Genomic DNA, 20,738 nt, shown 5'->3' with positions numbered 1-20,738 from the left:
GGCGGCCGCCTCAGCCGAACCGCTGGAGATCGGGCCGCTCAGCGACGAGCCACTGGGTCCGTGACCAACGCCGGACCCAGTGGAGTCACCCTGCACCGTGCGCGGTGCGGCGGGTGTGGCGACTTCGAGCGGTAGTCCGGCCGCGGCCGCGGTGCCGGTACCGGCCACCGAGCCGGCTGCGATCGCCAGCGCGGCGATACCACCGACGAGAGTTTTCTGCATATCCGTGTTCACCCTCTGTGGTTGCGGGCACAACCGGTGGCCGTGCGAGAAGCACGCTATGGCACAGTCCGACTGCAGGTAAGCCGCGAGTTCCTCTGCCCAAGTTTTCGGGGGCACGAAATGCGTTGCGCTGCAAACCGCCTCGGGTCGACGGATACGCGGCCGCGTCAAGCAGCGCTGAGCACTTGCCGGTCGCCCAGCGGTGCGTCCAGCTGGATCTCCAGCGTGCCGAAAACCGCCATCATCACGCACATCTTGTCGACGGCGTCGGCGCGGGTGCCGCTGCGGAGCTCGACGGTGACCGTGCTGTCGTCCTCGGTGGCGGTGGCGTCCACGCCGTAGCATTCGGGCACGCCGGTTTCGAAGTGGATCGCGATCCGATCCTCTGCCACCTTCGTCCACGAGGTGAAGGGCACGGGATGGGCACCGACGATCGACGGATCCGCGGTGAAGAGGTGGCCGGGGTCGGCTCCGGGGTCCTCGGTGGGAGTCGTGGGCGTATTCGCCGGGGCGGGCACGGAGGTCGGGGAGAGCCCGGGCTCCGGGGCGGCGGTGCCGTCGCTACCGCAGGCCGAGACCACGAGGGTGACGCCTAGAGCCAGAAGTGCCGTCCATCCCCGCAGTGTGACCATGCGCACCACTGTAGTGGGCACCGGCTTCGCGCCACCGTCCGTGGACCCGGCAGCCGGACGCCCGGCGCCGCGTCGTGCGGTGCCGGGCGTCCGGGTGCGGATTCAGGTGCCGCGTCAGCGGCTGGTGAAGGGGAGCAGAGCCATTTCGCGCGCGTTCTTCACCGCGACCGCGACCTGGCGCTGCTGCTGCGGGGTCAGACCGGTGACCCGGCGGCTGCGGATCTTGCCGCGATCGGAGATGAAGGTGCGCAGCAGATTCACATCCTTGTAATCGACCGTCTCGATACCCGCGGCGATCAGCGGGTTCTTCTTGGGCCGGCGGGCCTGTTCGGCGCGGACCTTCTTCGACGGGCCTCGTTTGACTGCCATATGACCGGTTCCTAACTCACGAGATCGGTGGGTTACCAGCTCGATTTGTGCACACCGGGCAACTCTCCTCGATGCGCCATCTCGCGCACACGCACACGCGAAAGGCCGAACTTCCGGAGATAACCGCGCGGTCGCCCGTCGGCGGTGTCCCGATTGCGCAATCGTACCGGACTGGCGTCACGGGGCAGTCGGCGCAGGGCCGCCTGGGCGGCCAGACGCTCGTCCTCCGGCGTGGAGGGTTTACGGATCAGTTCCTTGAGCTCGGCGCGCCGTTCGGCGTACCGGGCCACGACGGCGCGTCGCTGCTGGTTACGAGCGATCTTGGACTTCTTGGCCATCAGCGCTCCTCCCGGAAGTCGACGTGCCGGCGGACCACGGGATCGTATTTCCGCAGCACCATGCGGTCGGGATCGTTCCGGCGGTTCTTCCGGGTGACGTAGGTGTATCCGGTGCCCGCGGTGGAGCGGAGTTTGATCACCGGACGGATATCGGTCGATTTCGATGCCATCGGGGCGCTCAGATCCGTGTTCCGCGGGCGCGGAGGCGGGCCACCACGGCTTCGATCCCGTCCCGGTCGATGGTTTTGATGCCTTTGGCGGACACGTCGAGGGTGATCCGGCGGCCTTCGCTGGGCAGGTAGTAGGTCTTGCGCTGGATGTTGGGATCCCAGCGCCGGCTGGTGCGTTTGTGCGAATGCGAGACGGCCTTGCCGAATCCGGGTTTGCGGCCGGTGACCTGACAATGCGCCGACATGGGACTCCCTCCGACGTGAACGACGATGACAATCGTTTTCGACAACGATGGGTCCACACTGTAGCGTGTGCCGGGTCGTAATTGAAAATCATTACCGAAAGGGTAGTGGTGTCCCATTCCGCACAACTCCCAGAAGTCATCGATCCCGGAGACCGCCGCACACCGGTCGTGGTGGTCGCCGGCCTGCACGGTGATCCGGCCGGTTCCGTCGACCTCATCGCGGACGCCCTCGGCGCGGCCCCGGGCACCGTCGTGGTGCGCCACGATCTCGCCGAACTCGGGGAGGGAATCGTGCGCCGCACCGTGTCCCACGGCGGCACGGCCACCGTCTCCGTGCACGAACTGGCCCACGGTTGCGTCTCGTGCACCTTGAAGGCAGATCTACTGCCGCTGCTGTGCACTCTCGCGGCCCGCGATTCGGTGGACCGGATCGTGCTCGCCCTGGACCCGGCCATCGAAGCGGAGTCGGTGTGCCAGGGAATCGGCGAGATGGTCGTGGCCGGTGTCGTCGGCCGGGTGGACGGTCCCGCGGCGCGGGACGTCCGGATAGCCGCCGTGCTCACCGGTATCGACGCGCACACCTGGCTGCCGGCGGCGACCGGTGACGAAGCACTGCACGAACTCGGCTGGGCATGGGCCGACGATGAGCGCACTCTCGCCCAACTGGCCGTCGGACAAGTCGATTTCGCGGATGCCCTGGTGATCACCGGAGGCGACGCTGTGGACCCGCTGGAGCGGGCCCGGCTCGGGGCGGTGCTGTCCCGGTTGGTGCCGCTGGCCCCGGCGCTGTGGACCGGCCCCGACTCCGCGGTGACCTCCGGAGCGGTCGAGGGACTGCTGGCCCGGATCCCGGCGGAGTCCCGGCGCGGACGGGTCTTCGACGCGCATGCCCCGCTGCTGCGCGGTCAACCCCCGCTGGGGGCGGAATGCGGTGTCGAACTGGTGGAATTCACCGCCGGCCGGCCCTTCCACCCCGAGCGGCTGCACGAGGCGCTGGATGTGCTGTTCGAGGGTGTGGTCACGGCGCGTGGCCGGATATGGCTGGCGACCCAGCCGGACGAGGTCGTGTGGCTGGAATCGGCCGGCGGGGGGCTGCGAATCGGCGGTGCCGGTCGCTGGCTGGCGGCGATGACCGAAGCCGAACGCGCCGAGGTCGAGCGGGAGCGGCTGGCCATGGCCCGATTGCGCTGGGACGACCGGTTCGGCGACCGCGACAATTCGCTGGTCGTCCTGGTCCACGCGGCCGACCCGGACGAGGTCCGGCAGGCACTGGACCGGGCACTGGTCGACGATGCCGAACTGCGGCTGGTCGAGCGGGCGCCGCATCAGGTGGCCCGCTGGTCGGATCCCTTCGGTGAATGGCATACCGACCCCTGTGATTCGGACGAACCGTATCCGGCCGCCACCGGTGAGGGCCGGGGCGGCGACACGGGCGAGCGCGCCCGGAAGGAGAAGTGATGAAAGCCGATATCCATCCTGATTACCATCCCGTGGTCTTCGAGGACGCGAGTACCGGGGCCCGGTTCCTGACTCGTTCCACGGCCACCGGCGACCGGACCGTCACCTGGACGGACGGTAATACCTATCCGCTGCTGACGGTGGACGTGACCGCGGATTCGCACCCCTTCTGGACCGGCGCGCACCGCGTGCTCGACACCCAGGGCCGGGTGGAGAAATTCGAACGCAGATACGGCCGGCGTGCCGGGCGGAACCGGAAGGAGCACTGAGATGGCGGTACCGAAGCGGAGGATGTCGCGGTCCAATACCCGTAGCCGCCGGTCGAATTGGAAGGCCACCCCGCCGGATCTGGTTCCGGTCACGGTGGACGGTGTGGTGCATCGGGTGCCGCGGCGGCTGGTCGAGGCGGCCCGGCGCGGCTTGCTGGACCTGACACGCCGGTGAATTGTCAGGCCCCCTAGATGCGAAAGGACCGTGGAGACAGTCGTATCCGCGGAAGGGCGGAGGCCGATGTGACTCCGCTGGCAAATCTTCGGCAAGCATGATCATGGTCTTCACCTCGAACGAGCGCCTGCTGAGAGGTTGCGGACCGAAGTCGGGTGCGGTACCGCTATTTCGGAGGGATATCCGGTAAGCACCGGAAAAACTCGGCGGACTACTGCCTCACCGGTCCGTACCGGTTATCCTCGTGCGTGAGGGCGGGTCTCCCAGAGATGGGAGACCCGCTCATCGCCACTTTCGAGGCCTTTCGCCCCCATCTCCCCGGGCAACTCCGCCCGCTGTCGCGAGTCGCATTCCGCCGCGAGCACCTGCGCGATATCACCCACCTGTCGCAAAAGCGCCAGGGCGAGCGCGGCCGGTAGCAGCAGCAGCGAGACCGGCCACGGCAACTCCACTCGCTCCTGCTGGTCCGCCCGGTCGGCGAAATCGGCGAGCGTGGCTTCCATTTCGCTGATCTCGACCCGTAGTTCGGAGACCTCGGAGCGCAGACCGCGCACCTGCGCCCACAGCTCCCGCAGGAGCTTCTCCTGATCGGACAGCACGATGTCGGTTTCCGCCCGGCTCAACGCGCCGGTTCCGGCAGCGGCTGAGCCCGCTGCGCGAGCGCTGCCGCCGCATTGGGCCGGGCGGCGGGCCGGATCTGCTCGTCCGTGGGGGACGCACTGCCGTTACCGCCTGCCGGGCCACCGGTCTCGGACGTACCGGGCTTCGCGGCGCGGGGAGTGTCGTCGGGGCGCTCCGGCGCCACCAGCACCGCGGTGATCGGAACGGCCAGGGCCAGCAGGCCGAGGACGAACATCGGGAAGGCGTAGCCGAACAGTTCCATGCCCTGCGCGGGTTCGGCCTCGGAGTCGAAGCGGAATTCCAGGGCGGCGACACCGGTGAAGTAGACGGCCGCCACGCCCGCGCCGAACATCGCGATCGACCCGAACCGGGCCGCCGGGAAGCGGAACCGCTGAAAGAGGAACACGCACAGCGAGGAAGCGGTGACCACGACGACGATCGCGACGACGAAGAGCCCGATGTTCACCGAGACCGAACCCTGGATATCGATCGAGGTGAGCTGCAGCCACAGCATGATCCCGAACCCGAGGCCGAGCCCGGCCGCCGCGTTCACCATGCGTTTGACCTCGAACTCGCGACCGGCGAGGAGCAGGCCGAGGAAGACCGCGGCGACGGCGAACACCAGGGACAGGGTCAGGTCCGAGATGTCATAGCGCAGGATGCGGCCCGGAATGGATATGCCCAGCAATGAGACGGTGCTGGCCAGCCAGACCCCGATACCGCCGATGGAGACCGCGGCAGCGGCCACCCATACCGGGCGGAACCGGACCGAACGGCGTCCGTTCACCGCGCAGGCCAGGCCCACGAACATCCCGACCGCCGACACCCCGAAGGTGAGCAGGGTCAGCCAGTAGCCCATGGTGAACAGATCGGCGGTCTCGACCGTTTCCGCGGCCAGCACCTCAACCATGCCGGGCGACTCCCTCGTATTCCTGAGCCTTCAAACGGTTGATCGCGTACTCGGTGACGGCGGCCAGCGCCTGCCGGACCTCTTTCGCGTCACGGGCATCGATATCCACGATCGGCACACCCTCGCGCACCGACAGCGCCTCGCGCAGTTCGGCCATGGCGAACCGCGGCGAGTTCGGGAACCGGTTGACCGCGATCAGGAACGGCAGATTGCGGGCCTCGAAGAAGTCGACGGCCGCGAAACTGTCCTCCAGCCGGCGTGCGTCCACCAGCACCACCGCGCCGATGGCGCCGCGGATGAGGTCGTCCCACATGAACCAGAACCGGCGCTGACCGGGTGTACCGAACAGGTACAGCGTCAGGTTGCCCGGCAGGATGATGCGGCCGAAATCCATTGCGACCGTAGTGGTCCGCTTGTCCGGGGTGTCGTCCAGATTGTCGACGCCGTCGGAGAAGCTGGTGACCATCGCCTCGGTACGCAGCGGCACGATCTCCGAGACCGCGCCCACGAAAGTTGTTTTGCCCGCGCCGAATCCACCGGCCACGACGATCTTGGTCGACGCGACCCGGGTATCGGTCTCCCCCGCACCACCACCCTGGCTCTTGCTAAAGGGCTCGGAGTCCACGCAATGTCCTCTCCATCAGCGACCGGCGTTCGTCGTAACTCGCCTGCTCGGTCAAAGTCGAATGCACTCGCAGGTTGCCGTCCACGACGAGATCACCGATGACGACGCGGACCATACCGAGCGGGCGATCGAGATGCGCGGCGATTTCGGCAACCGACAGCTGGTGGGTTCCGAGCCGGAGGATCTCGGCTCGGATGTCACCGGACGGCCAATCGAATTGTGCATGATAGGAGATGGTTTCGATAACCGCCTCCATCGGCAGGTCGACTGCGGGCTGGGTTCGGCCGGCGGTGATTGCGTACGGGCGGACACGTCCGGCCCGGCGCGGGCTGTTCGGTTGCGCAGGGGCGCTGAACCGATAGGCACCGGTGTTGTACTGCGAGGAACCGGGTCCGAAGTTCTGTGCGCCCGGACCGTAGTTCCGATCCGGGGAGCCGAATCCGGGTCCGCCGGTGGGTGGATCGGGCAAGCCTTGGCCGAATTGGGACATGGTGCTCAGACGGTGGATCGGGCGGTCGCGCTGACGACCGCACCCACGCGATCGACCAGCAGGGCCATCTCGTAGCCGATCCGGCCGATATCGTGCTGCTTGTTGGCCAGTACCGCGATATGCGAGCCGTTGCCGACGCTCATGACCAGTAGGTAGCCGCGCTGCATCTCCACGATCGACTGCATCACCTTGCCGCCGTCGAACAACTGGGCCGCGCCGGTGGAGAGACTGGCCAGGCCCGCGGTCACCGCGGCGAGCTGTTCGGCACGATCGGCGGGCAGATGGGGGCTGACAGCTTGCAGCAGGCCGTCCGCGGAGACCAGGACGGCATGGGAGACACCCGGCACGTCCCGGGTGAATCTGGCGACCAGCCAGTTCAGGTTCTCGTCCGTGCTGCTCTTCGGGTCGTCGTCGGTCATGCAAGCCCTCCGTCATTGTTCTGCGCGTCGGCCCGCCCACTGCGGACCCCGCTCAGGTGTCTGGTCAGATTGCTCCGGATCTCCGCCGGGTCCCGGGGGGCCTCGTCTTCGACGGGGGTCAGCCCGCCGGGTACGAGCTGCGCGCCCGGTCGGCGGATGGGGAGCCCGTTCGCGGTCTTGGAGTCCGAACTCGGCTTGGCGGCGTCCTCCGCGGCCAGCCAGCCGATATCGGCGGGAGTGGTCCAGTCCTGGCGCGGCTGGTCCTGTGTGGTGGCCGGCTCGACCAGCCATTCCGAGACCATACGCTGGTAGATCGGCGTGGGGGTTTCACCGCCGACCGGCTGCAGCCGGGAAGAGGTGGTCGTGGCCGGCGCCGGCTCGTCGCGGCGCGCCTCGCTGCGGCCGAACGGGTCGTCGTGGTCCATGCCCGGCCGCCGGATCGGCAAGCCGGAGCGGGCGGTGACCGCCGGCGGCTCCGGTTCGGACGACGGACGGTGTTCGGTGGCGCTCGGTGCCGGGGTCTCGACCGGCGCCGGGAAGGGCTGGGACTTGTAGGTTTCCGACCACAGTCCGGTGGGCGAGTCGTCGGCTTCCGGGGTTTCGGGGACCGGATCGAACGCCGAGAAGGTGTCCCGGGATCCGCTGCCGTTCGCCGTGTCCTTGCCGGGGGCCGCGGGACCGTGCGTGGACGGACGGCGCTGCGGCAGCCCGGTGGATGTGGTGCCGAAACTCGAGGTCGCGGGGGCGGGGGTGAGCGGCCGCACCGCGGGGAGATCGGTCCGCGAGGTCCACGAATCCGAGGACGGCAGGTCGGGTACCGGGGTCAGCTGCCGCGGTGCCGGCGGCGGAGGCAGCTGCGGCAGCTGAGAGGTGTGCTGGAGTTGCGGCGGGGCCGCGGAGAGGTCGGCGGTGAGGACGTTCGAGTTGTCGGGGCCGGTATCGGGGGAGATCAGCAGACCCGGCAGATGCAGGCTGGCAGTGATGCCCGGCTGCTGCGCCATGGTCGAGGTGCGGCGCAGGCCGACGGTGATCTGATGCCGTTTGGCCAGCCGGCCGACGACGAAAAGACCCATCCGGCGCGCGGTTTCGACATTGATCTCACCACCGGAGGCCAGGCGCGCATTGGCGGCCTGCAGGTCCTCGTTGGCCATACCCAGTCCCCGGTCGGTGATCTCGATGAGGTACCCGCCGTCGACCGCGCGGGAGACGGTCACCGCCACCGGCGTATTGGGCGGGGAGTACCGCAACGCATTGTCGATGACCTCCGCGAGCAGGTGTTCGATATCGACCGCGGGCTCACCGGCGACCACACCCTCGGGCACATGACCGATCTCGACCCGCTGATAGTCCTCGACCTGGGAAACCGCACTCCACAGCATATCCGAGAGCGGGACCGGGTCGAGCTGGCCGCGACGCAGCGCGGTACCGGCCAGCACGAGCAGGTTGTCACCATTGCGCCGCATTCGCGTGGCGAGATGGTCGAGCCGGAACAGGTTCTGCAGCCGCTTCGGATCGTCCTCGTCGTGCTCGAGTTCCTCGATGATGCCGAGCTGCTGTTCGACGAGCGACTGGCTGCGCCGGGAGAGGGTCTCGAACATGTTGCCGATCTGCACACGCAAACGTGCCTGGTCGGCAGCCAGATTGAGGGCCTGCTGGTGCATTTCGTCGACCGCCCGGGCGAGCTGGCCGATCTCCTCGGTGCCCTGGACGCCGACCGGTTCGATCTCCGGGGTCTCGGCGCCACCGCGAACCTGCTCGAGTTCCTCGGGAAGGCGCACATGGGCCACTTCCAGCGCGTCCCGACGCAGCCGGCGCACCGGGACGACCAGGGTCCGGGCGACCGCGAGCGCGAGGGTCAGGCCGCCGAGCAGGGCGGCGATGAGCAGTGCGGTCTCGCGCAGCGCGCTGTTCTGGGCGGAAACCGTCGCATGGTGCAGTGCGCCACCGATGGTGGCGATCAGCTGGTCGGTGGTGACCCGGTAGGCCTGGGAGCTGGTATCGAGGGATTTCAGTGCGGCGGGATCGGTCATCGCGCCCTGGGTGCCCTGGCTGAAGATCGCCAGCCGGGTCTGCACCGCGTCCAAGAGCGGCCGCATATTGCCGGCCACATCCGGCATGATCTGGCCGTACTGGTGGATCATGGTGAGTTCGGCGCCACCCGAGGTGAGCACCCGGGCGCGCATGGCCGGATTGTCCTCGGCGGTGGGCGAACTGATCACCAGGCGCTGCGCGGTCAGCGAGCGCCGTGCGTTCTGGATGGCGCTCACCTGCAGGAAGTAGCGCTGGATCGACAGGTCCTCGACGGTGGGCGACTGCGCGAGCGCGTTACCGATCCGGACGGCGATCTCGTCGGCCTGGTCGCCCACCATGGCGGGCGACCCGTTGCTGAGGCCGCTGCGCATGGTGCTGCCGATGGTGAGTGCCGAGGACAGTTCGCGGGAGACCTCCGGCCGGATCTGGTTGGAGTCCAGCGCCCGTTCCAGGGTTTCGTGGGCCGCGTCGAAACCGGCGAGGGCCGCGGAGGCCCGCGGGTCGCGGTTGTCGGCCCAGCCGGCGGTCGCGGTGACCGCGAGGTGTTCGGCAGCGGCGTTGTAGCCGACGATGGGCGCGATGATGCGGGACTGGTCGGTCGCGGCCTCGAGCTGTTCCAGGGTGCGCAGCTCGTTGTTGATCCGTAGCACCGCGAAGAGGGTTGCCAGGATGACCGGCAGGACCAGGACGATGCCGACCTTGCGGGTGACCGACCAGTTGGACAGGCTGAATTGCCACGGTCGCGGGGTTTCCATCCGCCTCTGTCGCCTCCGCATCACGATCGACCTCTTTTTGGCGCGTGGGCGTTTCAGTTATGATTCACTTCACACCGAACCAACCGGAGGTCTAGTTTTTACCGATCGGAACATACCGTGCATGTTAGCGGCGGGCAATCGGGACGTTCAGACGGTTATACCGCGAATAAAGCGGATGTGGAACAGGTTTCGTGGCATATCACAGGGTGGTAATGGATCGTCCGGTTGTCGGATGAATTCCCAGGTGAAGATGCCTGCGCGCGGGAACGTCGAGAGTTGGTCTTCATTAGGTCGACCGTCCGGTACCTTCCCGTGAGGGGGAAGTTCCGCCCGATATTCGACCCGGATCCGGAAAATCCGTCCGGCGAAACCGGTGGTCAGCGGACTCGCGGCGCGGCGGGCCCTCTCAGTAGCCTCTCAGTCGCTGCGGTCAAACTGGTGTTATGCGGATTCTGGTGGTCGACGACGATCGTGCCGTGCGGGAGTCACTGCGCCGGTCGCTGACCTTCAACGGGTACACCGTCGATCTGGCGGTCGACGGTATCGACGCATTGGAGAAGGCGACCGCCGACCGCCCGGACGCGCTGGTACTCGATGTCATGATGCCGCGGCTGGACGGACTCGAAGTGTGCCGGCGGCTGCGCAGCACCGGAGACGACCTGCCCATCCTGGTGCTGACCGCCCGCGATTCGGTATCCGAGCGAGTCGCGGGCCTCGATGCCGGCGCCGACGACTACCTGCCCAAACCGTTCGCGCTGGAAGAACTGCTGGCCCGGCTGCGTGCCCTGCTGCGCCGCCGTGCCCCGGACACCGGTGAGATCTCCGAGGCGATGCACTTCGCCGACCTCTCACTCGATCCGGTCACCCGGGAGGTTGCCCGCGGTTCGCGGTCCATCTCGCTGACCCGCACCGAGTTCTCCCTGCTCGAAATGCTCATGTCCAACCCGCGCCGGGTGCTGACCCGCGGCCGGATACTCGAGGAGGTATGGGGCTACGACTTCCCCACCTCCGGTAACGCCCTGGAGGTCTATATCGGCTATCTGCGCCGGAAAACCGAGGCCGACGGCGAACCGCGGCTCATCCACACCGTGCGCGGCGTCGGGTACGTCCTGCGTGAAACGCCCCCGTAGGCGCGGATATGGCACGCACTCCCCGTTCCGCGGCGAAGAAACATTCGGTCGCGCCGCTCGGCGGCCCCTGGCCGGACGAGCCGGCCCCCATGCGCCCCCCGACCCCGCTGACCCGCACCGTATCCCTGCGATGGCGGGTAACCCTGCTGGCCGCCTCGCTGGTGGCGATTTTCGTGGCGATCACCTCGATCGCCGCCTACGCCATGGTCGCCCGCGCCCTCTACGGTCAGGTCGACGCGCAGCTGCGGGCCCGCGCCGCCACCATGATCAGCGGCGATATCGACAGCATGGCCTTCCAGTCGCTGGGCGTGGCGACCCTGTTCTCCAACGATATCGGTGTCGCGCTGATCTATCCGCCCGCCAACCAGGAGTCCACCCAGCGCCCCAGCCTGCCCGCCTATATCCCGCCGCAGCCGACCACCCCGCCCATCGGCACCGAGGAGATCGCGGTGGCGCAGGGCACCCGCGATTCGTCGCTGCGCACCTACAACAATCAGCGGGTACTGGCCGAGCGCATGGATTCCGGCGTGACCCTGATCATCTCGCAACGCCTGGAACCGACCCGGGAGGTGTTGGACCGGCTGGCCTGGCTGCTGTTCGCTGTCGGCGCCTGCGGGGTCGTCCTCGCCGCCGGCGCCGGCACCACTGTCGGGCGGACCGGGCTGCGCCCGATCGCCCGGCTGACCGCCGCCACCGAGCGGATCGCGCGCACCGACGACCTCACACCGATCCCGGTGACCGGTGACGACGAGCTCGCCCGGCTCACCGAGAGCTTCAACACCATGCTGCGGGCCCTGACCGAATCCCGGGACCGGCAGCGGCGGCTGGTCGCCGACGCCGGCCACGAACTACGCACTCCGCTGACCTCCCTGCGCACGAATATGGAGCTCCTCATCGCCTCGAGCCGCCCCGACGCGCCCGCCATCCCCGAGGAGGATATGGCCGAACTGCGCTCGGATGTGGTGGCGCAGATCGAAGAGCTGTCCAACCTGGTCGGCGATCTGGTGGACCTGGCCCGCGAGGATGCCCCGGAAACCGTCTACGAGCGGGTCGATCTCGGTGAGGTGACCGAACGCGCACTGGAACGGGTCCGCCGCCGCGGCGCGTCCGATTTCGCCGCCGAATTACGCCCCTGGTTCGTGTACGGGCACGACGCCGCATTGGAACGCGCGATTCTCAATGTTCTCGACAACGCCGCCAAATGGAACCCGCCCGGCGAACAGGTCCGCGTACTGATGGCCGAGACCGGCCGGGGACTTCTGGAATTATCGGTCGACGATGCCGGACCCGGTATTCCACCGGGCGAACGCGAGCTGGTCTTCGAGCGTTTCTATCGCACCACCGCCTCACGTTCCATGCCCGGTTCCGGGCTCGGCCTGGCGATTGTGAAACAGGTCGTGACCAAACACGGCGGCACTATTGCCATCGACACCTCCGAGCGCGGTGGCGCACTCATCCGCATCGTGTTGCCGGGTGAAAACCCGCCGCCCGAGGAATATCGTCCGGAAAGCGGAGGCAGCGAATAATTCGGGAGGGCCGGAAATATTGTTCGGTTGGCCCGGGGGTGCCGGAAATTGCGGAAGAATACGGGTCGCCTGGAACAAGAACAGGGATGTGGGTGAATGGTGGGCGGGGACGCCGACGGCCGGTGTCGGGTCTGGGGAATGTGCCGCTCGGGGGAAAGGAGAGTGGGCGCGCATGTGGGGTGGGGTTTGTGCGGGGCGGGAGGTGGGCTTGCTCGCGCCGGCGGGATACAAGGCGCGCACGAGGCCCGGCGTGAGCCCTGTGGAGGTGGGCTTGTTTGCTCGGGCCGGATAGAAATGTGCATGTGAGGTCGGCGGGGACCCTGTGGAGGTGGGGTGCGGGCTTCCTCGTGAGGGTGAGAGGTGGGCTTGCTCGCGTCGGCGGGATACAAGGCGCGCACGAGGCCCGGCGCGGACTCTGCGGAGGTGAGAGTGGGCTGGCCCGTTAAAACGTGCCCATGAGGTCTGCGCGGACCCTGCTCATGAGGTCGGTGCGGACCCTCTGGAGGTGGGGTGTGGGCTTGCTCGTGAGGGTGGGGTGTGGGCTTGCTCGTGAGGGTGGGGTGTGGGCTGCTCATGAAGGTGGGGGTGGGCTGCTGATGAGGTTGGATGTGGGCCCGCTCGTGAAGGTGGGAGACGTTGACCTGCTCGTGAAGGTGCTGTGTTTTTGGCGCGCTGGCGCGCGCGGGGTTGAGGCCCCCTTGGTCTCGCCGTTTCGGCCTCGAGACTCGAGCTTCGCTCATACGCTTTCGAGGCCGAAACGGCGAGACGGGCCTCAACCCTTTCAGGTGTCTCGTAAAACTCGACGCATGCGGTTGCGTCGGCATTCGACGTTCGGGTCGCATGCTCGACTCGCCTTCGGAGGTTCGGAGTCCGGGAGCGGGGAGCACTTACAGTGCGGTCCGTGATTTCATCGGGGCTGTTCGAGGTGCGTGTTCGCGCCCTTCTTCCGGTCGTTTCGGTTGATCTACCTCCGTGGTCGGGACCGCGCTGGTTTCTGGGCGGCAGAGCGAAGGAGTACCGGTATCGATCGATGAAGTGTGGAACGGGGGGGCACCGGGGTACCGGCCACATGGCGGCGAGGCGCGGTTATGGGCACCGCAAATTAATGCAGCTCTCAGTTCGTTCTCAGTAGTGGTCGGCAGGCTGGACAGCGGATATGAGCAGAAAAGGGAAACTATGACCGAGGATTTCACCAATCGGCCGGCCGGGCCGGAATCGGGACCGGTGCCGCCCTCGACGCCGCAGCCGCAGGCGGGGCCGCCGAGCTCCGGGCCCGGCGGTGAGCCGGCCGGGCCGCCCGGTCGGGCGCCGGAGGGCGGGATACCGCAGTATCCGGGTGGACCGCAGTTCCCGGGTGGCCGGCCGGGCGATACTGCTGCGTATCCGGTCTCCGGCGGGTCGTTCGCCGGACCGCCGCCCGGCGATTCCGGGCAGTTCTATGCGGCCGTGCCGCCACCTCCGCGCCGGAGCCCGGTGCGTACCGGTTTGGTGGCCGGGGCGGTCGCGCTGGCTCTGGTGAGCGGCGGTATCGGTGGTGCGGTGGGTGCGCTGGTCAGCGATTCGGGCGATCGGCCGGCGGTGACCAATGCGCTGGACGGGCCGGTGCCGAAGGTGCAGAACACGGCGAATGCGCCGGCAGGGTCGACCCAGGCGGTCGCGCAGCGGGTGCTGCCGTCGGTGGTGATGATCGAGGTGGCCAGTAATCGCGGGCAGGGGGAGGGGTCCGGGGTGGTGTTGTCCTCGGACGGTTTGATCCTGACCAACAACCATGTCGCGGCCGGGGGCGGCGGCAACGGCGATATGTCGGTGACCTTCTCCGACGGCAGTACGGCGCAGGCTTCGCTGGTGGGTGCCGATCCGGTGTCCGATCTCGCGGTCATCCGGGTGCGCGGCAAAACGGATCTGCAGCCGATCGAACTGGGTAGTTCGGCGAACCTTCAGGTCGGTCAGCCGGTGGTGGCGATCGGTTCGCCGCTGGGGCTGGCGGGCACGGTGACCACGGGGATCGTCTCGGCGATGAATCGCCCGGTGTCGACCACCGGGGAGGGCGGCAGCGACCCGACCGTGCCGAATCCGGTGATCGACGCGATCCAGACCGATGCCGCGATAAATCCGGGGAATTCCGGTGGTGCGCTCGTCGACGCCGAGGGCCGGCTGATCGGGATCAATACCGCGATCGCGAGTCTGGGGTCCTCGGGGGCGGGAGGTCAGCAGAGCGGTTCCATCGGGCTCGGGTTCGCGATCCCGGTGGATCAGGCGCGCCGGGTCGCCGACGAGTTGATCAAGAGCGGTCACGCGACATACGCGCAGATCGGGATGACGGTGCAGCGGGACGAGTCGGTGCACGGCGCGCGGGTTCTCGACGTGACGCCGAACGGCCCCGCGGCCGCGGCGGGGATCCCGTCCGGGTCCATCGTGACCCGGCTGGACGACCGCACGATCGAATCCGGTGACGCGCTGGTCGCCGCGGTGCGATCGAAACAACCGGGAGACAAGGTGACAGTGACGTATACCGATGAACGTGGTGGAAATACCCGTACGGCCGAGGTGACTCTCGCCGCCGCCGCGGTGGAGGGAGGCCGATGATGCAGAAGGTGGCCGGGGGTGGGCACGCGGCGCTCGCGATCGGCGCTACGGTGAGCGGTATGGAAATCGATGCTCCTGTTGCGGGGCGTGCACTGGTCGTGGTGGTGGACGATCGAACGGCGCACGGCGGCGAGGATTCGCTGGGCCCGCTGGTCACCGAACTGCTCACCGAGGCGGGGTTCCTCGTCGACGCCTCCGTTTCGGTGGAAGCCGACGAGGTGGCGATCCGGAACGCGTTGAACACCGCGGTGATCGGTGGCGTGGACATAGTGATTTCGGTCGGTGGCACCGGTATGTCGCCGCGGGATGTCACGCCCGAGGCCACCGCCGAGGTGCTCGACCGGGATCTGCCCGGGATCGGTGAGGCGCTGCGGGCGTCGGGACGGGTGGCCGGTTCGCTGGACGCCGGGCTTTCCCGCGGGCTGGCCGGTATCTCGGGGAGCACGCTGGTGGTGAACCTGCCGGGTACCCGGGCCGCGATCCGCGACGGTATGGCGACCCTGGGGCCGCTGGCGAGCCGGGTGATCGGTGAGTTGTCCGGGCTCCTGGAATGAGCCGGAGCGGGCAGTATGAGTGAGGGCGAGACCCCTGAGGTCCCCCGTCGGGCGCACCGCCGGACGGGGGACCCGGCGCGTGTGGACCGGATCTTCGGTGACGTGCTGCCGTCCACCACGCGGGACGAGCGGGATGACGGCGCGGTATCCGGTGCCGACGACGAGTGGTGGCGTGCACAGGTGCCACCGCATCACGGCGGCACCGGGTGATCCCGGAATTTCCTTGGCGCCCAACGCTTTTCGGGTGAGTATCGCGGCGTTGGAGTGCTATCCCCGGGAGTAAAGGGGGATATGAATTTCTCTGAAATTCTCCGATATAGGAATGGCGAGTTTATAATGTTCCGACCCCGATGTCGGTGATTTAAAGGGGGCTATTCTTTTGACGAATTCTTTGCGGGGGATTTTCTGGGTTGCCGACCTGTTCGAGGGTTCTCACCTGCGGTTGCCTGCCGATTCGTACCGCTTCGCATTCGGTTGTGAGTTGGATCACATTAACGTATAGCGAAAGCACCCTTTGTCCAACCTGTTACCGACCGTTTAATCTCGGCTTCGTCGACCGCCGCAATGGTGGTCCGGCGTGACTTCACTTTGTGGATCCCGCCGGTCGCATTGGCGTGCATTGTCCGATTTGCGGCGTTGCACCGAAATAACAACAGGTCACCTGTAGGTAACAAACGAGCGAAACACTGGTCGGAGCCGGCGAGTCAGCTGTCCGAGTCTCGTAGGCCGTGCTGTTTGTCCGACATGATGAGGGGAAATATGAGCGAGAACCGCACCGACGGTGTACGTAACGGCGTCAGGATCGCGGGTGTCGGTGCCGCGGCCGCCGTCGCGGTGGGCCTGTTGTCGGTGGGCGCCGCGAATGCCGATGCCTTCGTGGCTCTGCCCGATGGTCTGAAGGCCGGCCCCGGAGTGACCATTACCCGAACGGGTGAGCATGCCGTCGTTTCGCCCTCCATGGCGGCCAACGGCGCGGGCCGGGTGGTCTGGGTCTCCGGAAACGCCATTGCCGACGTCACAGTCACGCCAGAGGGCGAACCGGGTCCGAACAACGGCCCGACCGGTGAGGACGGGACCAACAACTCGTCCACGCACGGTGCCTCGCAGCTCAATACCGGCTATATCGTCGGTTGCCAGGTGAGCATCGGCGAGGACGCGATCGGCCTGGGCGGCTCGCTGGGCCTGTCCCTCGACGGCGGTAGCCTCGGTGGCTCCGTCGGCGTCGAATTGGGCCCGGGTGACGTCAAGTTCGTGCAGATCGACTACAAGGACATCACGAAGCCCGGCAAGTACTCGGTGGAGTACCAGGATGCCGAGATCGAGATCCAGGGTTGCGCGGGTTATGCGCAGGCGCGGTCGTACACGGTCGTCGAGATCATCGGCGACCACTACTCGAAGACCACCCTGTACGGCCAGCCGTTCAGCATCGGCTGAGCGGCCGCGCCCGTCCACGTCGCCTCGAATCGAATCTTTCTCGCGCATTCCGCGAGCTCTCCCCTCGAAGGGTGTCACTCTCATGTTCAACCGTAAGAACCTGGCGCGCCTGGCCGGCGTCGGCGCCGCCACCACCGTCGCGCTCGGCCTCTTCTCCACCGGCGCGGCCAGTGCCGATACGTTCGTGCCGCTGCCCGGCGGCGAACTCGTCAAGACGCTGTCCGACGGCACGGTGGTGACCGTGCGCATGGTCGGCGAGTCGGCGTCCATCAGCCCGTCCATGGGTGCCACACCGGTGCACCGCAACGCGTGGGCCTCCGGTAGCGCGCAGGTCGAGATCGCCGGCGGCGAGGATGTGGGCGGCAAGATCTACCCCGGCTATGTCGTGGGCTGCCAGGTCAATATCGACGGTGGCGGTGCCGAGGGCGGTGCCGGTGCCGAGGTGGACACCGAAGGTGCCGTGAGCCCGAGCGCCGAAACCGGCGGCAACCTCACCGTCGGCCCCGGCCAGGCGAAATCGTTCTATGTCCTCGATATCGAGGGACCCGACGACTACGGTAGCGAAGATCACGCCACCAACAACAAGTTCCGCGGCAACAGCGGGTCGGTGACCTGGTCCGATCAGACCATCGGCCTCAGCGGCTGCGGTGGCTACGCGCAGGCCCGGTCGTTCGTCAAGGTCGAGGTGGAAACCGAGAACGTGATCACCTTCGTCACGCTCTGGGGGCAGCCGTTCAGCCTCGGCTGATATCCGGCCGATCCGACATACTGGCACGAATACGGGCCCGCCGCAGCCGCGGCGGGCCCGTATTCTGTTCCGGCAGGACCGGTCCCGCCGGTGCCCGGCGGGTATTTCCCCAGCACCGGTCACCTTCTGGCTACCTGGCACTCATCCGGTCGACACACCATGTCGGCGGCACGGTACTCGAGTGTTCACCGGTTGTGTGGTTTTTGGTTCATCTGGTGGCTACAGCCGTCCCGCAAGCTCTATGCAGCCTGTTCTCGGGCCGCCCCGACATCGATTCGCTGCGATGCCGGGTGTCGCTGAAAACCTTGATGAGGGGAAATATGAGCAAGAACCGCACCACCGGTCTGCGCTGCGGCGCGCGCGCTTTGGGCGTCGGCGCTGTCGCGGCCGTGGCCATGGGCCTGTTCTCGACCGGTGCCGCGAACGCGGACACCTTCGTTCCGCTGCCCGACGGTGAAAAAATCGGACCCGGCGTGAAGATCACCCGCACCCATGAGAGCGCGCTCATCTCGCCGTCCCTGGCCGCCAACGGTGCGGGCCGGACCGTGTGGGTCTCGGGCAACGCCACCGCCGATGTCTCGGTGACCCCTGAGGGTGAAGCCGGTCCGAACAACGGTCCCACGAACGCGGATGGGACGAACAATTCCTCGACGCATGGTGCTTCGCAGCTCAATACCGGTTATATCGTCGGCTGCCAGGTGAGTATCGCCGATGACGCCATCGGTCTGGGTGGCTCGGTCGGTATCGAGGTCGGCGGCGGCAGTGTCGGTGGCTCGGTCGGTGTCGAGTTGGGCCCGGGCCAGGTCAAGTTCGTGCAGATCGAGTTCAAGGATATCGAGAAGGCGGGCGTCTACTCCGTGGAGTATCAGGACGTGGAGATGGCGATCCAGGGTTGCGCCGGGTATGCGCAGGCCCGGGCCTACACCGTGGTCGAGATCATCGGTGACCACTACTCGAAGACCACCCTCTACGGGCAGCCGTTCAGCATCGGCTGATATCGGCACCGGTCGAATTCACCCATCACATCTCTCGCTGTAGCGAATTCAACCCCAGAGGGGCACACACACATGTTCAACCGTAAGAATCTGGCGCGCCTTGCCGGCGTCGGCGCCGCTGCCTCGATGGCGCTGGGCCTGTTCTCCACCGGCGCGGCCAACGCCGATACCTTCATCCCGCTGCCCGGCGGCGAAATCACCAAGACCCTGTCGGACGGCACCGTGGTGACCGTGCGCCTGGTCGGCGAGTCCGCCACCATCAGCCCGTCCATGGGCGCCACCCCGATCCACCGCAACGCCTGGGCCTCGGCCAGCGCGCAGGTCGAGATCGCCGGCGGGGAGAAGGTCGGCGGCAAGATCTACCCCGGCTATGTCGTGGGTTGCCAGGTCAATATCGACGGGGGTGGCGCCGAGGGCGGCGCCAGCGCCGATATCGACGGCGAGTCCGGTGAGGTCAGCCCCAGTGGTGAGGTCGGCGGGAACCTGACCCTGGGCCCCGGCCAGGCGAAGTCCTTCTACGTCCTCGATATCGAGAAGCCCGACGACTACGGCAACGAGGATCACGCCACCAATAACAAGTTCAAGGGCAACAGCGGTTCGGTGACCTGGTCCGACCAGACCATCGGCGTCAACGGCTGCGGCGGCTACGCGCAGGCGCGCGCGTTCGTGCGGGTCAAGGTCGAGACCGATAATGTGATGTCCGTGGTGACCCTGTGGGGTCAGCCGTTCAGCCTCGGCTGATCCGGCCGTACGGCTTATCCGACCGGGTGCCCGGCCCGGCCGGACCCGCAGCTCGGTGGAGGGACCTGCCGCGTGTTCGCGGTGGGTCCCTTCGTCGTACGTGCGGGCGATCAGTGGAAGATCACGGTGAGTGCGCTGTGCAACGAGGCCGCGGCGACGACCGCTGCCCGGCGGGCGTCCATTGCCACCAGCACGACCCGTTCGGTGTGGCGGTTGCCCGAATCTGCCGGCGGCCCCGACACCAGTATCACCGCGGCGTCGACCGCCAGGGTTTGCGCGAGTGCCGGATCCTCGGTGCCGGCGGCCACCACGTCCACCCGATCGCCGGCCCGCAGGATTTCGGTGATCGCGGTATCGGCCAGGCGGACGGGCACGATCCGGGCATCCGGCCGTCCGGTGGCCGCCTCGGCGAGCCGTGGCCCGACCACACGGACATCGGTGAGCACCTCGCCCGCTCGCAGGGCGGCGGTGAGCACGGCGCCGAGCAGCGGCGCCGGGTCGGCGGCCGCGCCGTCGGGTGTGGCGTCCGGAGGGTAGGAGGCGAGGCGGAGATCCGCGGCGGCGATCAGGTGGCCGGGTGGCAGGTCACGGGAGGCGACCACGACGGAGCTGCGCGCATGGGCCGGATCGCCGCGGAGGAACAGCGTAACGGCCGCGAGTGCGCACAGTACGGCCAGCACGCGGCGCAGCAGGACCCCGTCGGCCCAGGCCGGCCGATCGGCGAACGCGTCGCGCCAGGTGTCACCGGCGCCGAGGGAGGAACGTCGGCCGCCGCTCGTGCGGTCAGGGGGTCGGATGCGGCTCATGGGCCGAGCGTATGAGTACTGCCCGGCCACGAACCCGGGGTTGTGCGTGGTTGTGGACAACTCCCGGGGTGTGGATGGTTTCTTCGGGACGACCGGCCGCTGTCAGCGATCCGTCCGGGCGGGGCCGGGTCGCGAGCCCGCGCTCAGCTGGCCGCGGCGGCGGGTGCCGAGGAGGTACCCGAGGAGCCCTTGTCCGAGCTCGATTTCGAGCCGGACCCCGAAGAGCTCGACGCGGAGCTGTCGGACTTGGCCGGTTCACTCGCGGTCGACGCGCCACTGCGGCTGTCGGTCCGGTAGAAGCCGCTGCCCTTGAAGACGATGCCCACCGAATTGAAGAGCTTACGCAGGGTGCCGGAGCACTCCGAGCAGACAGTGAGTGCCTCATCGGTAAAGGACTGAACGATATCGAAGCGGTTGTCGCACTGGGTGCACGCGTATGAATAGGTTGGCACTGGGTCCTCCGCAGTATTCGAGACTTAGCACTCTACA

General features: G+C 67.6%; 25 protein-coding genes. 12 read left to right on the top strand and 13 right to left on the bottom strand.

Annotation, left to right across the window (positions count from 1 at the left end; all coding sequences use genetic code 11):
• Positions 1-389: 389 nt before the first annotated feature.
• The 5 genes from IG75_RS0117470 to rpmB form a co-directional block, all read right to left on the bottom strand.
• Positions 390-854 (bottom strand): hypothetical protein, encoded by a 465-nt coding sequence (locus IG75_RS0117470; protein ID WP_030522355.1) that lies wholly within the window; start codon positions 852-854, stop codon positions 390-392.
• A gap of 114 nt (positions 855-968) precedes the next feature.
• Positions 969-1,223, bottom strand: coding sequence for a 30S ribosomal protein S18 (rpsR, locus tag IG75_RS0117465; RefSeq protein WP_030522354.1), 255 nt, complete (start codon positions 1,221-1,223; stop codon positions 969-971).
• Positions 1,224-1,255: 32 nt separating this feature from the next.
• Complete coding sequence (gene rpsN, locus IG75_RS0117460) at positions 1,256-1,561, bottom strand: 30S ribosomal protein S14 (protein ID WP_030522353.1); 306 nt, start codon at positions 1,559-1,561, stop codon at positions 1,256-1,258.
• Entirely contained in the window at positions 1,561-1,731 is a 171-nt protein-coding gene (gene rpmG / locus IG75_RS0117455) for a 50S ribosomal protein L33 (RefSeq protein ID WP_030522352.1), read from the bottom strand. Before rpmG ends, rpsN begins: the two co-directional genes overlap by 1 nt.
• 8 nt (positions 1,732-1,739) lie before the next feature.
• Complete coding sequence (gene rpmB, locus IG75_RS0117450) at positions 1,740-1,976, bottom strand: 50S ribosomal protein L28 (protein WP_030522351.1); 237 nt, start codon at positions 1,974-1,976, stop codon at positions 1,740-1,742.
• 108 nt (positions 1,977-2,084) lie between these two features.
• On the opposite strand from rpmB, the gene mrf reads away from it, so the two are divergent.
• The 3 genes from mrf to rpmF are packed head-to-tail and all read left to right on the top strand — an operon-like array spanning position 2,085 to position 3,878.
• On the top strand, positions 2,085-3,434 hold the full coding sequence (mrf, locus tag IG75_RS0117445; RefSeq protein ID WP_063834161.1) for a ribosome hibernation factor-recruiting GTPase MRF: 1,350 nt from the start codon (positions 2,085-2,087) through the stop codon (positions 3,432-3,434).
• On the top strand, positions 3,434-3,703 hold the full coding sequence (locus tag IG75_RS0117440; protein WP_030522349.1) for a type B 50S ribosomal protein L31: 270 nt from the start codon (positions 3,434-3,436) through the stop codon (positions 3,701-3,703). The genes mrf and IG75_RS0117440 overlap by 1 nt, the downstream gene beginning before the upstream one ends.
• 1 nt (position 3,704) lies before the next feature.
• On the top strand, positions 3,705-3,878 hold the full coding sequence (gene rpmF / locus IG75_RS0117435) for a 50S ribosomal protein L32 (protein ID WP_030522348.1): 174 nt from the start codon (positions 3,705-3,707) through the stop codon (positions 3,876-3,878).
• A gap of 236 nt (positions 3,879-4,114) precedes the next feature.
• On the opposite strand, the gene IG75_RS0117430 is transcribed toward rpmF, so the two are convergent.
• From IG75_RS0117430 to IG75_RS0117405, 6 genes are all read right to left on the bottom strand, one after another.
• Positions 4,115-4,501, bottom strand: coding sequence for a hypothetical protein (locus IG75_RS0117430; protein ID WP_030522347.1), 387 nt, complete (start codon positions 4,499-4,501; stop codon positions 4,115-4,117).
• Positions 4,498-5,409: an MHYT domain-containing protein gene (locus IG75_RS0117425; protein ID WP_063834155.1), complete on the bottom strand. Its 912-nt coding sequence runs from the start codon at positions 5,407-5,409 to the stop codon at positions 4,498-4,500. Before IG75_RS0117425 ends, IG75_RS0117430 begins: the two co-directional genes overlap by 4 nt.
• Entirely contained in the window at positions 5,402-5,953 is a 552-nt protein-coding gene (locus tag IG75_RS0117420) for a GTP-binding protein (RefSeq protein WP_373863778.1), read from the bottom strand. The genes IG75_RS0117425 and IG75_RS0117420 overlap by 8 nt, the downstream gene beginning before the upstream one ends.
• Positions 5,954-6,014: 61 nt before the next feature.
• Positions 6,015-6,329, bottom strand: a complete 315-nt coding sequence (locus IG75_RS40270; RefSeq protein ID WP_030522344.1) for a DUF742 domain-containing protein — start codon at positions 6,327-6,329, stop codon at positions 6,015-6,017.
• A 200-nt stretch (positions 6,330-6,529) separates the two neighbouring features.
• Positions 6,530-6,943 (bottom strand): roadblock/LC7 domain-containing protein, encoded by a 414-nt coding sequence (locus IG75_RS0117410; protein ID WP_030522343.1) that lies wholly within the window; start codon positions 6,941-6,943, stop codon positions 6,530-6,532.
• Positions 6,940-9,729 carry an ATP-binding protein gene (locus tag IG75_RS0117405; RefSeq protein WP_030522342.1) on the bottom strand — a complete coding sequence of 930 codons (2,790 nt, stop codon included), beginning with the start codon at positions 9,727-9,729 and terminating at the stop codon, positions 6,940-6,942. The genes IG75_RS0117410 and IG75_RS0117405 overlap by 4 nt, the downstream gene beginning before the upstream one ends.
• Positions 9,730-10,172: 443 nt before the next feature.
• Here IG75_RS0117405 and IG75_RS0117400 point away from each other — a divergent pair, with 443 nt between their 5' ends.
• The 9 genes from IG75_RS0117400 (at position 10,173) to IG75_RS0117360 (ending at position 19,443) form a co-directional block, all read left to right on the top strand.
• Positions 10,173-10,859, top strand: a complete 687-nt coding sequence (locus tag IG75_RS0117400; RefSeq protein WP_030522341.1) for a response regulator transcription factor — start codon at positions 10,173-10,175, stop codon at positions 10,857-10,859.
• An 8-nt stretch (positions 10,860-10,867) separates the two neighbouring features.
• A complete protein-coding gene (locus IG75_RS0117395) occupies positions 10,868-12,385 on the top strand; it encodes a sensor histidine kinase (RefSeq protein ID WP_030522340.1) in 1,518 nt (505 codons plus the stop codon).
• 1,176 nt (positions 12,386-13,561) lie between these two features.
• Positions 13,562-14,971 carry a S1C family serine protease gene (locus IG75_RS0117390; RefSeq protein ID WP_081876949.1) on the top strand — a complete coding sequence of 470 codons (1,410 nt, stop codon included), beginning with the start codon at positions 13,562-13,564 and terminating at the stop codon, positions 14,969-14,971.
• Positions 14,971-15,525, top strand: coding sequence for a MogA/MoaB family molybdenum cofactor biosynthesis protein (locus tag IG75_RS0117385; protein WP_051714680.1), 555 nt, complete (start codon positions 14,971-14,973; stop codon positions 15,523-15,525). The genes IG75_RS0117390 and IG75_RS0117385 overlap by 1 nt, the downstream gene beginning before the upstream one ends.
• Before the next feature lie 15 nt (positions 15,526-15,540).
• Positions 15,541-15,735, top strand: coding sequence for a hypothetical protein (locus tag IG75_RS0117380; protein WP_030522337.1), 195 nt, complete (start codon positions 15,541-15,543; stop codon positions 15,733-15,735).
• A gap of 549 nt (positions 15,736-16,284) precedes the next feature.
• Positions 16,285-16,959 (top strand): MspA family porin, encoded by a 675-nt coding sequence (locus tag IG75_RS0117375; protein ID WP_030522336.1) that lies wholly within the window; start codon positions 16,285-16,287, stop codon positions 16,957-16,959.
• 82 nt (positions 16,960-17,041) lie between these two features.
• Positions 17,042-17,707 (top strand): MspA family porin, encoded by a 666-nt coding sequence (locus IG75_RS0117370; RefSeq protein WP_030522335.1) that lies wholly within the window; start codon positions 17,042-17,044, stop codon positions 17,705-17,707.
• A gap of 320 nt (positions 17,708-18,027) precedes the next feature.
• Positions 18,028-18,702, top strand: a complete 675-nt coding sequence (locus tag IG75_RS0117365; protein WP_030522334.1) for an MspA family porin — start codon at positions 18,028-18,030, stop codon at positions 18,700-18,702.
• A gap of 72 nt (positions 18,703-18,774) precedes the next feature.
• Positions 18,775-19,443, top strand: a complete 669-nt coding sequence (locus IG75_RS0117360; protein ID WP_030522333.1) for an MspA family porin — start codon at positions 18,775-18,777, stop codon at positions 19,441-19,443.
• A 110-nt stretch (positions 19,444-19,553) separates the two neighbouring features.
• On the opposite strand, the gene IG75_RS0117355 is transcribed toward IG75_RS0117360, so the two are convergent.
• Together IG75_RS0117355 and IG75_RS38300 are read right to left on the bottom strand one after the other, a co-directional pair.
• Positions 19,554-20,249, bottom strand: coding sequence for an SAF domain-containing protein (locus IG75_RS0117355; protein ID WP_051714679.1), 696 nt, complete (start codon positions 20,247-20,249; stop codon positions 19,554-19,556).
• Between the two features lie 143 nt (positions 20,250-20,392).
• On the bottom strand, positions 20,393-20,701 hold the full coding sequence (locus IG75_RS38300; protein ID WP_081876948.1) for an FmdB family zinc ribbon protein: 309 nt from the start codon (positions 20,699-20,701) through the stop codon (positions 20,393-20,395).
• Positions 20,702-20,738: the final 37 nt, after the last annotated feature.

The organism is Nocardia rhamnosiphila NBRC 108938 (assembly GCF_000720425.1).
Taxonomy (GTDB): domain Bacteria; phylum Actinomycetota; class Actinomycetes; order Mycobacteriales; family Mycobacteriaceae; genus Nocardia; species Nocardia rhamnosiphila.
This window is presented reverse-complemented; position numbering and strand designations above follow the sequence as displayed.

Bases quoted from the DNA above. Each gene is read 5' to 3' on its own strand.
- IG75_RS0117470 (WP_030522355.1), bottom strand. From the start codon at position 854: ATGGTCACACTGCGGGGATGGACGGCACTTCTGGCTCTAGGCGTCACC.
- rpsR (WP_030522354.1), bottom strand. From the start codon at position 1,223: ATGGCAGTCAAACGAGGCCCGTCGAAGAAGGTCCGCGCCGAACAGGCC.
- rpsN (WP_030522353.1), bottom strand. From the start codon at position 1,561: ATGGCCAAGAAGTCCAAGATCGCTCGTAACCAGCAGCGACGCGCCGTC.
- rpmG (WP_030522352.1), bottom strand. From the start codon at position 1,731: ATGGCATCGAAATCGACCGATATCCGTCCGGTGATCAAACTCCGCTCC.
- rpmB (WP_030522351.1), bottom strand. From the start codon at position 1,976: ATGTCGGCGCATTGTCAGGTCACCGGCCGCAAACCCGGATTCGGCAAG.
- IG75_RS0117440 (WP_030522349.1), top strand. From the start codon at position 3,434: ATGAAAGCCGATATCCATCCTGATTACCATCCCGTGGTCTTCGAGGAC.
- rpmF (WP_030522348.1), top strand. From the start codon at position 3,705: ATGGCGGTACCGAAGCGGAGGATGTCGCGGTCCAATACCCGTAGCCGC.
- IG75_RS0117425 (WP_063834155.1), bottom strand. From the start codon at position 5,409: ATGGTTGAGGTGCTGGCCGCGGAAACGGTCGAGACCGCCGATCTGTTC.
- IG75_RS0117410 (WP_030522343.1), bottom strand. From the start codon at position 6,943: ATGACCGACGACGACCCGAAGAGCAGCACGGACGAGAACCTGAACTGG.
- IG75_RS0117405 (WP_030522342.1), bottom strand. From the start codon at position 9,729: ATGGAAACCCCGCGACCGTGGCAATTCAGCCTGTCCAACTGGTCGGTC.
- IG75_RS0117400 (WP_030522341.1), top strand. From the start codon at position 10,173: ATGCGGATTCTGGTGGTCGACGACGATCGTGCCGTGCGGGAGTCACTG.
- IG75_RS0117395 (WP_030522340.1), top strand. From the start codon at position 10,868: ATGGCACGCACTCCCCGTTCCGCGGCGAAGAAACATTCGGTCGCGCCG.
- IG75_RS0117390 (WP_081876949.1), top strand. From the start codon at position 13,562: ATGACCGAGGATTTCACCAATCGGCCGGCCGGGCCGGAATCGGGACCG.
- IG75_RS0117385 (WP_051714680.1), top strand. From the start codon at position 14,971: ATGCAGAAGGTGGCCGGGGGTGGGCACGCGGCGCTCGCGATCGGCGCT.
- IG75_RS0117380 (WP_030522337.1), top strand. From the start codon at position 15,541: ATGAGTGAGGGCGAGACCCCTGAGGTCCCCCGTCGGGCGCACCGCCGG.
- IG75_RS0117375 (WP_030522336.1), top strand. From the start codon at position 16,285: ATGAGCGAGAACCGCACCGACGGTGTACGTAACGGCGTCAGGATCGCG.
- IG75_RS0117370 (WP_030522335.1), top strand. From the start codon at position 17,042: ATGTTCAACCGTAAGAACCTGGCGCGCCTGGCCGGCGTCGGCGCCGCC.
- IG75_RS0117365 (WP_030522334.1), top strand. From the start codon at position 18,028: ATGAGCAAGAACCGCACCACCGGTCTGCGCTGCGGCGCGCGCGCTTTG.
- IG75_RS0117360 (WP_030522333.1), top strand. From the start codon at position 18,775: ATGTTCAACCGTAAGAATCTGGCGCGCCTTGCCGGCGTCGGCGCCGCT.
- IG75_RS0117355 (WP_051714679.1), bottom strand. From the start codon at position 20,249: ATGAGCCGCATCCGACCCCCTGACCGCACGAGCGGCGGCCGACGTTCC.